15 protein-coding genes, 1 pseudogene and 1 riboswitch are annotated in these 13972 nt (G+C 74.5%); of the genes and pseudogenes, 12 read left to right on the top strand and 4 right to left on the bottom strand.

Translation table 11 applies throughout. The annotated features are described in order from the left end of the window. The first annotated feature begins 65 nt into the window (after positions 1-65). From EPA64_RS16985 to cobJ, 5 genes are read left to right on the top strand one after another with little or no spacing between them, the layout of a single operon-like run. Positions 66-818, top strand: a complete 753-nt coding sequence (locus EPA64_RS16985; RefSeq protein WP_342773341.1) for a hypothetical protein — start codon at positions 66-68, stop codon at positions 816-818. Further along, positions 746-1195, top strand: coding sequence for a hypothetical protein (locus EPA64_RS16980; protein WP_342773340.1), 450 nt, complete (start codon positions 746-748; stop codon positions 1193-1195). The genes EPA64_RS16985 and EPA64_RS16980 overlap by 73 nt, the downstream gene beginning before the upstream one ends. Further along, positions 1179-1808 carry a precorrin-8X methylmutase gene (locus tag EPA64_RS02960; RefSeq protein WP_134724776.1) on the top strand — a complete coding sequence of 210 codons (630 nt, stop codon included), beginning with the start codon at positions 1179-1181 and terminating at the stop codon, positions 1806-1808. Before EPA64_RS16980 ends, EPA64_RS02960 begins: the two co-directional genes overlap by 17 nt. A gap of 13 nt (positions 1809-1821) precedes the next feature. Beyond that, on the top strand, positions 1822-2571 hold the full coding sequence (locus EPA64_RS02955) for a precorrin-2 C(20)-methyltransferase (RefSeq protein ID WP_134724775.1): 750 nt from the start codon (positions 1822-1824) through the stop codon (positions 2569-2571). Continuing rightward, entirely contained in the window at positions 2568-3332 is a 765-nt protein-coding gene (gene cobJ, locus EPA64_RS02950; RefSeq protein WP_134724774.1) for a precorrin-3B C(17)-methyltransferase, read from the top strand. The genes EPA64_RS02955 and cobJ overlap by 4 nt, the downstream gene beginning before the upstream one ends. Here the strand turns inward: cobJ and EPA64_RS02945 are convergent. Continuing rightward, positions 3296-4034: pseudogene (locus EPA64_RS02945) on the bottom strand (cobalt-precorrin-6A reductase). The gene cobJ and the pseudogene EPA64_RS02945 overlap by 37 nt on opposite strands. 158 nt (positions 4035-4192) lie before the next feature. Here EPA64_RS02945 and cbiE point away from each other — a divergent pair. The 6 genes from cbiE (at position 4193) to cobF (ending at position 9661) form a co-directional block, all read left to right on the top strand. Continuing rightward, positions 4193-5368 carry a precorrin-6y C5,15-methyltransferase (decarboxylating) subunit CbiE gene (gene cbiE / locus EPA64_RS02940; RefSeq protein ID WP_134724773.1) on the top strand — a complete coding sequence of 392 codons (1176 nt, stop codon included), beginning with the start codon at positions 4193-4195 and terminating at the stop codon, positions 5366-5368. Beyond that, positions 5350-5742 carry a cobalamin biosynthesis protein gene (locus EPA64_RS02935; RefSeq protein WP_246026583.1) on the top strand — a complete coding sequence of 131 codons (393 nt, stop codon included), beginning with the start codon at positions 5350-5352 and terminating at the stop codon, positions 5740-5742. The genes cbiE and EPA64_RS02935 overlap by 19 nt, the downstream gene beginning before the upstream one ends. Beyond that, positions 5739-6512: a precorrin-4 C(11)-methyltransferase gene (gene cobM / locus EPA64_RS02930; protein WP_134724772.1), complete on the top strand. Its 774-nt coding sequence runs from the start codon at positions 5739-5741 to the stop codon at positions 6510-6512. The genes EPA64_RS02935 and cobM overlap by 4 nt, the downstream gene beginning before the upstream one ends. Beyond that, entirely contained in the window at positions 6509-7810 is a 1302-nt protein-coding gene (locus EPA64_RS02925) for a cobyrinic acid a,c-diamide synthase CobB (protein ID WP_134724771.1), read from the top strand. The genes cobM and EPA64_RS02925 overlap by 4 nt, the downstream gene beginning before the upstream one ends. 128 nt (positions 7811-7938) lie before the next feature. Then, a riboswitch (cobalamin riboswitch) is annotated at positions 7939-8131 on the top strand. A gap of 63 nt (positions 8132-8194) precedes the next feature. Beyond that, positions 8195-8872 (top strand): energy-coupling factor ABC transporter permease, encoded by a 678-nt coding sequence (locus EPA64_RS02920; RefSeq protein WP_134724770.1) that lies wholly within the window; start codon positions 8195-8197, stop codon positions 8870-8872. A 42-nt stretch (positions 8873-8914) separates the two neighbouring features. Then, a complete protein-coding gene (cobF, locus tag EPA64_RS02915) occupies positions 8915-9661 on the top strand; it encodes a precorrin-6A synthase (deacetylating) (RefSeq protein WP_246026582.1) in 747 nt (248 codons plus the stop codon). Between the two features lie 382 nt (positions 9662-10043). Here cobF and EPA64_RS02910 read toward each other — a convergent pair whose 3' ends face one another. The 3 genes from EPA64_RS02910 to EPA64_RS02900 form a co-directional block, all read right to left on the bottom strand. Then, positions 10044-11129: a TRAP transporter substrate-binding protein gene (locus EPA64_RS02910; protein WP_134724769.1), complete on the bottom strand. Its 1086-nt coding sequence runs from the start codon at positions 11127-11129 to the stop codon at positions 10044-10046. A 105-nt stretch (positions 11130-11234) separates the two neighbouring features. Then, complete coding sequence (locus EPA64_RS02905) at positions 11235-12173, bottom strand: DUF533 domain-containing protein (RefSeq protein WP_134724768.1); 939 nt, start codon at positions 12171-12173, stop codon at positions 11235-11237. Positions 12174-12286: 113 nt separating this feature from the next. Beyond that, positions 12287-13552 carry a glycerate kinase type-2 family protein gene (locus tag EPA64_RS02900; protein WP_134724767.1) on the bottom strand — a complete coding sequence of 422 codons (1266 nt, stop codon included), beginning with the start codon at positions 13550-13552 and terminating at the stop codon, positions 12287-12289. A gap of 118 nt (positions 13553-13670) precedes the next feature. Between EPA64_RS02900 and EPA64_RS02895 the strand changes: the two genes are divergently transcribed. Further along, positions 13671-13972: GTP-binding protein (locus EPA64_RS02895; RefSeq protein ID WP_181953492.1), on the top strand; the 302-nt coding region annotated here is incomplete at its 3' end.

Below are 13972 nucleotides of genomic sequence, written 5' to 3'. Positions count from 1 at the left end.
GGGGCTTTGCCCCCGTCTCCTGCGGAGACTCCCCCAGGATACTTGGTCAAGGAAGAACGCCCAGGGTGCAGGGCTGGTGCCCCGGCGCCCTGCGTCCGATGCAGTCGGGCGACGGGCTGGTGGTGCGGGTGCGCCCGCCCGGCGGGCGGCTGACGCAGGCGCAGGCCGCCGGGATCGCGGCGCTGGCGCGGGCGCATGGCAACGGGCTGATCGACCTGTCGGCGCGGGCCAACGTGCAGTTGCGCGGCGTGGGCGATGACAGCCACGCCGCGCTGGTCGCGGGGCTGCGCGCGCTGGCGCTGATCGACGCCTCGGTCGCCGCCGAGACCCGGCGCAATATCGTCGTCACCCCCTTTGCCGACGCCGCGACCGATGCGCTGGCGGCGGCCCTGGCGCGCGCGCTGGCGGCGGCGGACGACCTGACGCTGCCCGCCAAGTTCGGCTTTGCCGTCGATACCGGCCCGCTGCCCGTCCTGCGCGACGTGTCCGCCGACGTGCGGATCGAACGCGCGGGCCGCGCGCTGATCCTGCGCGCCGACGGGATCGCGGGGGGGCGCCCGACGGCCGACCCGGTGGCGGATGCGCTGGACCTCGCGCGGTGGTTCCTGGCCAACGGCGGCGCGCCGGGGGCCGGGGGCGCATGGCCGCGCTGGTCACGCGGCTGCGGCCGGCGGGCTTTGACGCGCCCGTGGCTGTGCGGGCCGCGCCCGTGCCCGCGCCGGGGCTGGTCGCGCAGGGCGCGCTGGTGGGGCTTGCCTTCGGCCAGATGCAGGCCGAGACGCTGGCGGCGCTGGCCGCGCTTGGCGACCTGCGGGTGACGCCGTGGCGGATGCTGCTGGTCCGGGGGGCGGCGGTCATGCCCGACCTGCCCGGCCTGATCCGCGACGCCGCGGACCCGCTGCGCAGGGTCGTCGCCTGCACCGGCGCGCCCGGCTGCCCGCAGGGGCTGGGGCCGACGCGCGCGCTTGCCCGCGCGCTTGCGGGGCGGGTGCCGCGAGAGGGCTTGCTCCACGTCTCGGGGTGCGCCAAGGGATGCGCACATCCCGGCCGCGCGGCGCTGACACTGGTGGCGCGGCCCGGGGGATACGACGTCATCCGCGACGGCACCGCCGCCGACACGCCCGAATCCACGATCACCGAAGCGACCATCATCGACTCCACCATCACCGGATCGCCCGATGCCCTATTCCTATGAAACCGACGGCGCCGCGATCTATCGCGCGTCGTTCGCCACCATCCGGGCCGAGGCCGAGCTGGCCCGGTTCGACGCCGACGAGGAACCCGTGGTCGTCCGCATGATCCACGCCGCCGGGCTGGTCGGGCTGGAACGCGACGCGGCCTTTTCGCCCGGCATGGCGGCGGCGGCGCGGGCGGCGCTGGCGGCGGGCGCGCCGATCCTGTGCGACGCGCGCATGGTCAGCGAGGGCATCACCCGCCCCCGCCTGCCCGCCGGGAACGAGGTCATCTGCACGCTGCACGACCCCAACGTGCCCGGCATGGCCGCGGCGATGGGCAACACCCGCAGCGCGGCGGCGGTCGAGCTGTGGCGCCCCCATCTGGCGGGCGCGGTGGTCGCCATCGGCAACGCGCCGACGGCGCTGTTTCACCTGCTGAACCGGCTGGAGGATCCCGGCTGGCCGCGCCCGGCGGCGATCATCGGCTGCCCGGTCGGCTTTGTCGGGGCGGCGGAATCCAAGGACGCGCTGATGGCGGCGCTGCCCGCGCCGGCGCTGGTGGTGCGCGGGCGGCTGGGCGGCAGCGCGATCACGGTGGCGGCGGTCAACGCGCTCGCCTCGCGGGCGGAATAGGGAAGCGACGGTCATGGCGCGCATCATCTGTGCGGGGCTTGGTCCCGGCGATCCCGACCTGATGAGCCTGCGGGCCCATCGCGCCATTTCGGGCGCGGCGCAGGTCGCCTATTTCCGCAAGCCGGGCCGCGCCGGCATGGCGCGCCGTATCGTGGACGGCATGCTGCGCGCGGACGTGACCGAGCATGCGATGGAATACCCCGTCACCACGGAGATCGCGCTCAGCGATCCCGCCTATAACGCGGCGCTGGCGGGGTTCTATGACGACTGGGCGGCGCGGCTGGCCGCCCTGCCCGGCGATGTCGTCGTGCTGTGCGAGGGCGATCCCTTCTTCTATGGCAGCTTCATGCATCTGCACGTCCGCCTGCAGGGGCGCTGCGCGATCGAGGTCATTCCCGGCATCACCGGCATGTCCGGCTGCTGGACGGCGACCGGCGTGCCGATCACCTGGGGCGACGACGTGTTGACCGTGCTGATGGGCACCATGCCCGAGGATGCGCTGGCCGAACGGATGGCCGGGCCGGATGCGCTGGTGGTGATGAAGACCGGGCGCAACCTGCCCAAGGTGCGCCGGGCGCTGGCCCGCGCGGGGCGGCTGGACGCGGCGTGGCTGGTCGAACGCGGCACCATGCCGGGCCAGACGGTCCAGCGCCTGGCCGAGGCCGACGAGACCGCCGCGCCCTATTTCGCCATCGTGCTGGTCCACGGCCACGGCCGCCGCCCGGTGGCGCTGGACGGCACGCTGCCGCAGGCGGCGGAATGACCGGGACCGCAACGTCCCCCGGCTGGATCGCCGTCGCGGGCCTGGGACCGGGCGCCGACGCGCTGGTCACGCCGCAGGTGACCGAGGCCTTAGCGCGGGCCGACGACGTGATCGGCTATATCCCCTATGTCGCGCGCGTGGCCCCGCGCCCCGGACTGACGCTGCACCCCAGCGACAACCGGGTGGAACTGGACCGCGCCCGCCACGCGCTGGCGCTGGCCGCGCGGGGGCGGGGCGTCGTCGTCGTCTCGTCTGGCGATCCGGGGGTGTTCGCGATGGCCTCGGCCCTGTTCGAGGCGGTCGAGGCCGCGCCCGCATTCGCCGGGCTGGACATCCGCATCCTGCCCGGCATCACCGCGATGCTGGCCGCCGCCGCCCGGCTGGGCGCGCCGCTGGGGCATGATTTCGCGGCGATCAACCTGTCGGACAACCTCAAGCCGCTGGTGACGGTGGAAACCCGCGTGCGGGCGGCCGCGCAGGCGGGGTTCGCGCTGGCGCTCTACAACCCGCGCTCGGCCAGCCGCCCGCACCAGTTCGCCCGCATCCTGTCGATCCTGCACGAGGTCTGCGGCCCCGGCCGGCTGATCGCCTTCGCCCGCGCGGTCACCACGCCCGACGAAAGCCTGCGGGTGACGACGCTGGCCGACGCCCGCCCCGACATGGCCGACATGCGGACGGTCGTGATCCTGGGCAACGCCGACACCCGCCGCGTCGGGCGCTGGATCTATGCGCCCCGGTCCGCCAACACGCCCGCGCCATGAAGCCAGCCCATCGCATCGGCGACCGTCGTGACGACCCGGCGCGGGGGCAGGCGCGGGCGGTCGATCAGGATGACCGGCAGCCCCAGCGCGCGCGGCGTCCAGCTTGGCCCGCGCGCCGGTGCCGCCGGCGTCCTTGGCCACCACGATGCGGATGGCGTGCGCGCGCATCAGCGCCGTGTCGCCCGCGACGCCGTAGGGGCCGCGGTCCACGACGCGGGTGCCGAAGGGCGCGGGTTCGGGATCGACAAAGCGCAGCAGGAAACGGTGGGGAAGGGCGGCGAACGGGTCCAGCGTCTGGCGCCCGATGGCCAGGAACACGTCCGTCGCCTGCGCGGGCAGCGCGGCGGCGGCGGCGGCGACGTCGGGCACACGGGTCCAGCGGTCGCCCGGCCCCCGGGTCCAGCCGGGGCGCTGCAGCGCCAGCAGGGGCAGGCCCATTGTGGCACAGGCCGCGACGGCGTTCGCGCTGATCCGCGCGGCGAACGGGTGGGTCGCGTCGATGACATGGGTGACGGCGTTCTCGCGCAGCCAGTCCGCCAGCCCCTGCGCCCCGCCAAAGCCCCCGGTCCGGGTCGGCAGAGGCAGGACGACCGGCGCGCGGGTGCGCCCGGCATAGGAATAGATCGCCTCGACCCCCGCCGCGGCCAGCGCGCGGGCCGTCTCCCCCGCCTCGGTCGTGCCGCCCAGCAGCAGAACGCGCATCGTTTTCCCCATCATCACGGACCGCATCCTGCCCCGGCCGGGCGGGCTGGCGCAACGGACCCCGCAGATGGCTGAGTGGCTGAGCATCATCGGCATGGGCGAGGATGGCCCGGAAGGTCTGGCCCCAGCCGGGCGGGCGCGGGCAACGGAGCCCGCAGATGGCTGAGTGGCTGAGCATCATCGGCATGGGCGAGGATGGGCCGGAAGGCCTGACCCCGGCCGCCCGCGCCGCGCTGGAGGGGGCCGGGGTGGTCTTCGGCGGCCCCCGGCACCTTGCGCTGGCGGGCGCGGGCGACCGGGGGCGGGCCTGGCCGGTGCCCTTCGACATCGCGCCGGTGCTGGCCTGCCGGGGGCTGGCGGTGGCGGTGCTGGCCTCGGGCGATCCGTTCTGGTTCGGCGCGGGCGGCGCGCTGGCCGCCGCGCTGCGCCCCGACGAATGGCGGGCGTTCCCCGCCCCCGGCGTCGTGTCGCTGGCCGCCGCCCGGATGGGCTGGCGGATCGAGGACACGGCCTGCCTTGGCCTGCACGCCGCCCCCTTCGACGGGCTTGCCGCGCATCTGCGGCCGGGCGCCCGGATCATCGCCACCCTGCGCGACGGGCCGGCGGCCGGGGCGCTGGCGGGCTGGCTGATGGCGCGCGGCTGGGGCGACACGGCGCTGTCGGTGATGGAGCGGCTGGGCGGCCCCCGCGAACGGCTGCGCGCCACCACCGCCGCCGGGTTCGACCTGACCGACGTGCAGGCCCCGGTCGCCGTGGCGCTGACCCCACAGGGCGGCGTGCCGCGCCCGCGCGGGCCGGGGCTGCCCGACGACGCATTCGCCCATGACGGGCAGATCACCCGGCGGCCCGTGCGCGTGCTGACGCTGGCCGCGCTGGCGCCCGCGCCCGGCGCGGTGCTGTGGGATCTGGGGGCGGGGTCGGGGTCGGTGTCGATCGAATGGGCGCTGGCGGGCGGGCGGGCCATCGCGGTCGAACGCCGCGCCGACCGCGCCGCCAACATCGCCGCGAATATCGCGCGGTTCGCGCTGGCGGGGCAGGTGACGGCGATCACCGCCGACAGCGCCGCGCTGCCCGACCTGCCCGCGCCCGACGCGGTGTTCGTGGGCGGCGGCCTGACTGAAGGGTTGGCGCAGGCCCTGTGGGACCGGCTGCCGCCCGGCGCGCGCATCGTCGCCAATGCCGTCACGCTGGAAACGGAATCGCTGCTGGCGGCGCTGCACGCCCGGCACGGCGGCAGCCTGCTGCGGATCGAACTGGCCGAGGCCGCCCCCCTGGGCGGCCTGCGCGGCTGGACACCGTCGCGGCCCGTCGTGCAATGGGCGGTGACGCGATGATCGTCGCCGGGTTCGGGATGAACGGCCGCGCGACCGACGCCAGCCTGCGCGCGGCGTTGGAGGCGGCGCTGGCGGGCGGGCCGCCGCCGGATGCGCTGGCCGCGCTTGGCGATCACGCGCCCCGGCTGGCCCCGCTGGCGGCGGCGTTGGCCCTGCCGCTGATCCGCGTGCCCTGTGTCGCTGGCATCGCCACGCCCACGCAATCCCCCCGCAGCCTTGCCGCGCACGGCGCGGGCAGCGTGGCCGAGGCGGTGGCGCTGGCCGCCGCAGGCCCCGGCGCGGCCCTGACCGGCCACCGCGCCGCCGCGCGCGACGGCACCGCGACCTGCGCCATCGCGCGCGGACCCGGCGACACTGAAAGGAACCCCGCATGACCGTTCACTTCATCGGCGCCGGACCCGGCGCGCCCGACCTGATCACGCTGCGCGGGCGCGACCTGATCGCCGCCTGCCCGGTCTGCCTCTACGCCGGCAGTCTGGTCCCGGACGCCCTGCTGACCCACTGCCCGCCCGGCGCGCGGATCGTGAACACCGCGTCCCTCAGCCTTGACGACATCATGGCCGAGATCGCGGCCGCCCATGCGGCGGGCCATGACGTCGCGCGGCTGCATTCGGGCGACCTGTCGGTGTGGTCGGCGATGGGCGAACAGCTGCGCCGGCTGCGCGATCTGGGCATCCCCTATGACGTGACGCCGGGGGTGCCGTCCTTCGCCGCCGCCGCCGCCGCGCTGGGGGCGGAACTGACGCTGCCCGGCGTCGCGCAGTCGGTGGTGCTGACCCGCACCTCGGGGCGGGCCAGCGCCATGCCCGACGGCGAGACGCTGGCCGCGTTCGGCGCGACGGGCGCGACGCTGGCGATCCATTTGTCGGTGCATGTGCTCGACCGCGTGCAGGCGGAACTGACCCCGCATTACGGCCCCGACTGCCCGGTGGCGCTGGTGTTCCGTGCCAGCTGGCCCGACCAGCGCATCATCCGCACGACGCTGGCCGCGCTGGACCCGGCGGTCGGCGCGGGCGAACGGACCGCGCTGATCCTGATCGGCCCGGCGCTGGCGCAGCAGGGGTTCGACGACAGCCGCCTTTACGCCGCCGACTATGACCGCCGGTTCCGCCCGGTTGGCACCGCGCCCCGGTTCCCCGAATGACGCCCGGGATCATCGTCGCGGCCCCCGCGTCGGGGACCGGCAAGACAACGGTGGCGCTGGGGCTGATGGCCGCGTTCCGGGCGCAGGGGCTGGCGGTCGCGCCGTTCAAGAACGGCCCCGACTATATCGACCCGGCGTTCCATGCCGCCGCCACGGGGCGGGATTCGTTCAACCTGGACACATGGGCCATGTCGCGCGCGCAGGTGGCCGGGCTGGCCGGGACCGCCGGGGGGGCGGATCTGGCGATCGCCGAGGGCTCGATGGGGCTTTACGACGGGGTCGCGGCGGCGGGCGAATCCGGGATCGGCAGCGGGGCAGACCTGGCCGCGCTGACCGGCTGGCCGGTGGTGCTGGTGCTGGACGTGTCGGGGCAGGCGCAATCCGCCGCCGCGACCGCGCTGGGATTTTCGCGGCTGCGCGCGCTGCCGTTTGCGGGGGTGATCCTGAACCGCGTCGCCTCGCCCCGGCACGAGGCGCTGGTCCGCGACGGCATGGCGGGCGCGGGCATCGCCGTGCTGGGCGCGCTGCCCCGCCGCGCGGACATGGCGCTGCCGGAACGGCATCTGGGGCTGGTGCAGGCGCAGGAACACGGCGACCTGCCCGCCCGTCTGGCGGCGCTGGCGGATTTCGTGGCCACGCATTGCGACCTGCCCGCCATCCGGGCGGCGGCGGCGGGCGGCATCGCCGGGCCGCAGGTGGCGGTTCGCCCGCCGGGGCAGCGCATCGCGCTGGCGCGGGATGCGGCGTTCTCGTTCGTCTATCCGCATCTGCTGGCGGGCTGGCGGGCGGCCGGGGCCGAGATCCTGCCGTTCTCGCCCCTCGCCGACCAGTCGCCGGACCCGTCCGCCGATGTCTGCTGGCTGCCCGGCGGATACCCGGAACTGCACGCGGGCGCGCTGGCCGCGGCCGACGGGTTCCGCAGCGGGCTGGCCGGTTTCGCCGCCACGCGCCCCGTGCATGGCGAGTGCGGCGGCTATATGGCGCTGGGGGCCGGGCTGGTCGCCGCGGACGGCACACGGCACCGCATGGCCGGGCTGCTGGGGCTGGAAACCAGCTTTGCCGCGCGCCGGATGCATCTGGGATACCGGCTGGCCACGCTGGCCGCCCCCCTGCCGGGTCAGGCGCCCGGCGACCGGCTGCGCGGGCACGAGTTCCACTATGCCACCATCCTGGCCCAGCCCGACGCGGCGCTCGCCCGGGTCATCGACGCGACCGGCGCGGCGGTGGCCGAGACGGGGTCGCGGCGCGGGTCGGTGACCGGCACGTTCTTTCACCTGATCGCGCCCGCCGGCGGTTAACCGCCCGGCAAGGGTCGGCGTGCCACAGTGCCGGGGCCACGTCCGAATCGGGGAAAGTCATGGGATGAACGGATCCGCACCCGCGCCGGAGTGCTTGACCGCAAGGGGGGGCGCTGTCACACCGGACATGACGGTTCCCCACGTCGGACAACCCGCACGGGGATCAAAAGGGAACGCGGTGAGGTGTAGCCATCAGGCGCCGAACCCGCGACTGCCCCCGCAACTGTAAGCGGAGAGCCGCCCCGCGCGCGCCACTGATCCGCCCGGATCGGGAAGGCCAGGGACACGGCCCGGACCCGCGAGTCAGGAGACCTGCCGTCACGCAACCCGCCGGGGCGACCCGGCCCAACCACGACCGTCGGGGATGACGGGCAGGAGGGACTGATGCATATCGAACCGGGCGTCGTGGACGCCGCCAAGATCACGCTGAGCTATGCCACCGCCGCGGCTGCTGCCGGATACGGCGGGCTGCTGGCCCTGCGGACGATCCGCGAACAGGGGGCGGCCTCGCTGGCCGTGCGCGCCGCCGCGGCGACGGCCGCGGTCTTTGTCTTTTTCCAGGTGCTGCCGCATTTCCCGGTCGGCGTCAGCGAGGTGCACTTCATCCTCGGCTCGACCCTGTTCCTGCTGTTCGGGGCGGCGCCCGCCGCGCTGGGGCTGGGGCTGGGACTGCTGGTGCAGGGGCTGTTCCTTGCGCCGTTCGACCTGCCGCAATACGGGATGAACCTGACGACGCTGCTGGTGCCGCTGTTCGCTGTGGACATGCTGGCGCGCCGCATCATCGCGCCGGGCACCGCCTATGTGGACCTGCGCTATGGCCAGGCGCTGGCGCTGTCGACCGCGTTCCAGGCGGGCGTGGTCGCGTGGGTCGCCTTCTGGGTGCTGTACGGGCAGGGCGTGTCGGTCCAGACCTTCGCCGCCATCGGCAGCTTTGGCGCGGCCTATATGCTGGTCATCGTGGTCGAGCCGCTGGCCGACCTGGCGGTGCTGGCCGCCGCCAAGGCGATGCACGGGCTGCGCGGATCGGGGCTGGTCACGAACCGGCTGCACAGCCCCGCCTGACGGGCGCGGGCGATTGACGGCGCGGTCCCCCTGGGGCCGCGCATGCGGACGCGGCGCGGCATGGACCTGATCCTGATCGGCATCGGCACGGGCGATCCCGGCCACCTGACCCGCGCGGCTGAATCCGCGCTGCGGTCGGCCGACCTGGTGCTGATCCCCGACAAGGGGGCGGACAAGGCCGATCTGGCCGCGCTGCGCGACGCGATCTGCGATGCGGTCGCCTCGGACGTGCCGCGCGGCAGGTTCGCGGTGCCCGAACGCCGCGCCGACGACGGTTACCTGACCGGGGTCGAGGCGTGGCACGACGCGCTGGCCGCCGCCTGGTCGGCCGCGATCCCGCCCGGGGCGGGGCGCGTCGCGCTGCTGGTCTGGGGCGATCCGTCGCTTTACGACAGCACGCTGCGCATCGCCGCCCGGCTGCGGCCCGCGCCGCGCATCACCGTCATTCCCGGCATCACCGCGCTGCAGGCGCTGACCGCGGCGCATGCGGTTCCGCTGAACGATCTGGGCGCCCCGGTCACCATCACCACCGGCCGGCGGCTGCGCGACCACGGCTGGCCGCGCGGCGCGGACCGCGTGGCGGTGATGCTGGACGGCGACTGCGCGTTCCGGACGCTGGACCCGGCAGGGGTGACCATCTGGTGGGGCGCCTATGTGGGGATGGACCGGCAGATGCTGGACCACGGCCCGCTGGCCGAGGCTGGCCCGCGCATCGCCGAGGCCCGCGCCGCGGCACGGGCGCGTCACGGCTGGATCATGGACATCTATCTTCTGGCGCGGGCGGCCTGACCGTGGGGGCGGCCGGAGGGTCGCCGGAACCCTTGCGGAAGGCAGGCCCTGCCCGGTGCCGGGCCTGCCTGCGGGAGCCGGACGTCGCCCAGCATCTTTGCGCAGCGGTTTGACAAGGCACTGCCCTGCGCCCGGTCTAAGCGGGGGGACCGCCGTCGGAAATCCCGCGCGGGTGGTGGACGAGGCATTGCCCCGCGTCGGGTCTGACCGCGGGCCCTGCGGGTCGCCCGGAACCTCCCCGGGACGCGGGGGAAACGAGGCGCCGCCCCCCGGCCGGGTCTGACCGGGGGCGACCGAAAGCCGCGCGGCAGTCCTTGCGGTCAGCGGGGGGCGACGCGCGTGTCCCCGGCCGGAACCACGGGGGCGCGTCGGCCCCCGCGCCCTACATCTGCGCCTTGCCCGAGGTGAAATAGTCGAACGGCAGTTCGGCCACCCGGAACCACTGCTGCTGTTTCTGCCAATAGGGCAGCCACTGGTCATAGATGGTCTTGAACGCCGGGTTCGCGGCCGCGAACTCCTCGTACAGCTTGCGCGATTCCGCGAACGCGGCCTGCAGCACGTCGTCGGGGAAGGCGTGCAGGCGCGCGCCCGCGCCGACCAGCCGCATCAGCGCGTCGGGGTTCAGCGCGTCGTATTTCGCCAGGCAATGGGCCATCGTCTCGGCGCAGGCCGATTCCAGCGCCGCCTGATAGTGCCTGGGCAGCGCCGCCCATTTGTCCAGGTTGATGAACAGGCCGACGTTGGCCGTCCCCTCCCACCAGCCGGGGTAATAGTAATGGGGGGCGACCTTGTTCAGCCCCAGCTTTTCGTCGTCATAGGGGCCGCTGAACTCGGCCGCGTCGATGGTGCCGCGTTCCAGCGCCGCGTAAAGATCGCCGCCGCCGATCTGCTGGGGCACCACGCCCAGCCGCGACAGGATCGTGCCGCCCAGGCCCGCGATCCGCAGCTTCAGCCCCTGCAGGTCGGCCAGCGAGTTGATTTCCTTGCGATACCAGCCGCCCATCTGCGCGCCGGTGTTGCCCGACGGGATCGACATGACGTTGGACGGCCGCATGAAGTCGTTCACCATCTCGCGCCCGCCGCCGTAATACAGCCACGAGATATGCTGGCGCGAGTTCATCCCGAACGGCAGCGATGTGTCGAAGGCCCAGGTCGGGTCCGCGCCGATCTTGAAGCTGCCCAGCGAATGGGCGCATTCCACCGTGCCATCGCCCACGGCGTCGATGGCCTGCAGGCCGGGCACGATCTCTCCGGGTGCGAAGGGCTGGATCTGGAAGCCGCCGTCGGTCATCTCGGCGATGCGTTTCGACAGCTGCGCCGAGATGCCGTAAAGCGTTTCAAGGCTTTTCGGATAGCTGGAGGTCAGCCGCCAGTTCACCTGCGGCTTGGCCTGCGCCAAGGCGGGCGCGGCCAGGGCGGCTGCGGCCCCGCCAAGGCTGGCTGTGGTCAGGAAATTGCGGCGCTTCATCGTCCCCTCCGGTGTCGTTCGGGCGGGATGCTAGATCAGCGGACCGGCGGGGGGAACAGCAATCGACCGGCCCTGCCGGACCGGCCGGATCGCGGCGCGCTGCGGTCAGGCGTAAAGGTTCTGCACGCCCACCTGTTCGTGGACGGCGTTCGCCTGCTGCTGGTCCAGCCCCATCGCCTGCGCCAGCCCGTGCAGGTATTCGGCCTCGGCCCGGCTGTCGAAGTCGATGGCCATCAGCGACATCATGTAGACCTGCGCCTCCAGCCCCTTGGGCACCTCGCGCGCCAGCGCCTGCGCGTCCACGGGGGCGGCCATCTGCTCGCGCACAAAGGCGCGGTCGGCCTCGTCCAGGTCGCCAAGCTGGCCCATCAGACGCTCGCGTTCGCCCTCGTCGATCTTGCCGTCGGCCTTCGCGGCCTGGATCATCGCGCGCAGCATCAGCCCGGCGACGGCGTTCTGTTCCGGGGTGGGGGCGATCTGGGGTTCGTCGCCGTGGGCCAGCGCGTCGTTGAAGACCTCGCCGAAGGTGGCGTCGTTCTGCGGCTGCGCGCCACGCTGCGCGGGGCCGTTCAGCAGCCCGCCCAGCAGCCCGCCCGCCGACCCCGCCGCGGCGCCGCCGGCCAGACCGCCCAGCAGGCCGCCAAGCCCGCCCATGCCGCCGCCCATGCCGCCCCCGGCAGAGCCGGCGCGGGCGGTCCCGGACTGCCGGGTCAGCTGGTCCAGGATGCCGCCCAGCCCGCCGCTGGCGCCGGCCGAGTTCGGCCCGCCATAGCGCCGGCCGGTCCCGGCGCCGCCCGACTGGCCGCCCAGCACCTGCCCCAGCATACCGCCCAGGCCCCCGCCCAGGCCGCCACTCATCCCCCCGCCCATCCCGCCGGTGCCGCGGCCCGCGCCGCCCAGCAGGTCGCCCAGGATGCCGCCGCCGGTCTGGCGGTTCGACGCGGGCCGGCCGCCGGGTTGCTGGGCCTGCCGCATCATGCTGCCGACGCCCTTGGCCAGCATGACACCGGCGGCGACGCGCGCGAGGGATTTCATCAGGGACATGGTTTCCTCCGGGAAAATCGGGCCGCGCAGGGGCGCGGCCGGTTGGCAGCAGAACGCGGCCGCCGGGGCGCGGTTCCCGGACCGTAGCCACGCGCCCGTGGGCTGCGCCGGGATCAGCGCGGCAGGATCAGGATGGCGCGAAAATCGTTGACGTTGGTCAGCGTGGGGCCGGTGACGACCTGCGCGCCGATCGCGGCAAAGAACCCGTGCGCGTCGTTGCGGGCCAGCGCCGTCGCGGGGTCCACCCCGGCGGCGCGGGCGCGGGCCAGCGTTTCGGGGCCGGTCAGCGCGCCCGCGACCTCGGCCGCGCCGTCGATGCCGTCGGTGTCGCAGGCGATGGCGTGGATGCCCGGCGCGCCGTCCAGCGCCAGCGCCAGCGCCAGCGCATATTCCGCGTTGGGACCGCCGCTGCCGTCGCCGCGCCGGGTCACCGTCAACTCTCCCCCCGACAGCAGCAGGCGGGGGCGGTCGCGGCGCAGGGCCAGCGCGCGGGCGGCGTGGGCGGCGGCGATGTCGCGGGCCTCGCCCTCGACCCGGTCGCCCAGATCCTCGACCGCGATGCCCTGTGCCACGACCAGCCGGGCAGCGGCGGCCAGCGAGATCGCGGGCGCCGCCACGATCCGGTTGTCCACCCGCGCCAGCCGGGGATCGCCCGGCGCCACCACGCCGGTCGGCCGCGACAGCGCGGCGCGCACGGCGTCGGGGACGGGCACCCGCCAGCGGTCCAGTACCGCCAGCGCGTCCGCCGGGGTCGATGGGTCGCCCACCGTCGGCCCCGACCCGATGAACGACGGATCGTCGCCCGGCACGTCGGAAATCATCAGCGCCAGCACCTGTGCGGGCGCGGCCGCGGCGGCCAGCTGCCCGCCCTTGACGCGGCTGAGGTGCTTGCGGACCGTGTTCATCCGGTCGATGGGCGCGCCCGACGCCAGCAGCGCGGCGTTGACCGCGATCGTGTCGGCCAGCGTCACGCCCGGCGCGGGCGCGACCAGCAGCGCCGACGCCCCGCCCGAGATCAGCGCCAGCACCAGATCGTCCGCCGACAGCCCCGCCAGCAGATCCAGCATCCGCGCCGTCGCCGCCGCGCCGGCCGCGTCGGGGACGGGGTGCGCGGCCTGGGCGATCTCGACCCCTTGCGTGGGGCGGGCGTGGCCATAGCGGGTGATGACCAGCCCCTCGCACCGGCCCCAGACGGATTCGACCGCCTCGGCCATGCGGGCGCTGGCCTTGCCCGCGCCGACCACGACGACGCGGCCGCGCGGGCGGGGCGGCAGGGCGGCGGGCAGGAACCGCATCGGGTCGGCGGCGGCCACCGCGGCGTCGAACAGCGCGCGCAGGAAACCTGCCGGATCGCCTTGGTGGTCGGGCGCGATGTCCATGCGATTCCCCCCTGGCCGGGCGTGGCCCGCCTTGATTTTTCACCGCCGCCCTTATAAGTCGCGGCGATGTTTTGACAGGGCGTCGTCCAGCCGGCCGCCCGACGACCAGGAGGCCATGATGGCAAAGGCAAAATTCGAACGGACGAAACCGCACGTCAACATCGGGACGATCGGTCACGTCGACCACGGCAAGACGACGCTGACGGCTGCGATCACGCGGTATTTCGGCGACTTCAAGGGCTATGACCAGATCGACAACGCGCCCGAGGAAAAGGCGCGGGGGATCACGATCTCGACCACGCATGTGGAATACGAATCGGCGACGCGGCACTATGCGCACGTCGACTGCCCCGGCCACGCCGACTATGTGAAGAACATGATCACGGGCGCCGCGCAGATGGACGGCGCGATCCTGGTGGT

Source organism: Paracoccus luteus, assembly GCF_004522155.1.
Classification (GTDB): domain Bacteria; phylum Pseudomonadota; class Alphaproteobacteria; order Rhodobacterales; family Rhodobacteraceae; genus Paracoccus; species Paracoccus luteus.
This window is presented reverse-complemented; position numbering and strand designations above follow the sequence as displayed.

Coding starts and splice junctions, on each gene's coding strand:
- EPA64_RS02920 (WP_134724770.1), top strand. CDS start 8,195: ATGCATATCGAACCGGGCGTCGTGGACGCCGCCAAGATCACGCTGAGC.
- EPA64_RS02955 (WP_134724775.1), top strand. CDS start 1,822: ATGGCGCGCATCATCTGTGCGGGGCTTGGTCCCGGCGATCCCGACCTG.
- EPA64_RS02905 (WP_134724768.1), bottom strand. CDS start 12,173: ATGTCCCTGATGAAATCCCTCGCGCGCGTCGCCGCCGGTGTCATGCTG.
- EPA64_RS02900 (WP_134724767.1), bottom strand. CDS start 13,552: ATGGACATCGCGCCCGACCACCAAGGCGATCCGGCAGGTTTCCTGCGC.
- cbiE (WP_134724773.1), top strand. CDS start 4,193: ATGGCTGAGTGGCTGAGCATCATCGGCATGGGCGAGGATGGGCCGGAA.
- EPA64_RS02960 (WP_134724776.1), top strand. CDS start 1,179: ATGCCCTATTCCTATGAAACCGACGGCGCCGCGATCTATCGCGCGTCG.
- cobF (WP_246026582.1), top strand. CDS start 8,915: ATGCGGACGCGGCGCGGCATGGACCTGATCCTGATCGGCATCGGCACG.
- EPA64_RS02925 (WP_134724771.1), top strand. CDS start 6,509: ATGACGCCCGGGATCATCGTCGCGGCCCCCGCGTCGGGGACCGGCAAG.
- cobJ (WP_134724774.1), top strand. CDS start 2,568: ATGACCGGGACCGCAACGTCCCCCGGCTGGATCGCCGTCGCGGGCCTG.
- EPA64_RS02910 (WP_134724769.1), bottom strand. CDS start 11,129: ATGAAGCGCCGCAATTTCCTGACCACAGCCAGCCTTGGCGGGGCCGCA.
- cobM (WP_134724772.1), top strand. CDS start 5,739: ATGACCGTTCACTTCATCGGCGCCGGACCCGGCGCGCCCGACCTGATC.
- EPA64_RS02935 (WP_246026583.1), top strand. CDS start 5,350: ATGGGCGGTGACGCGATGATCGTCGCCGGGTTCGGGATGAACGGCCGC.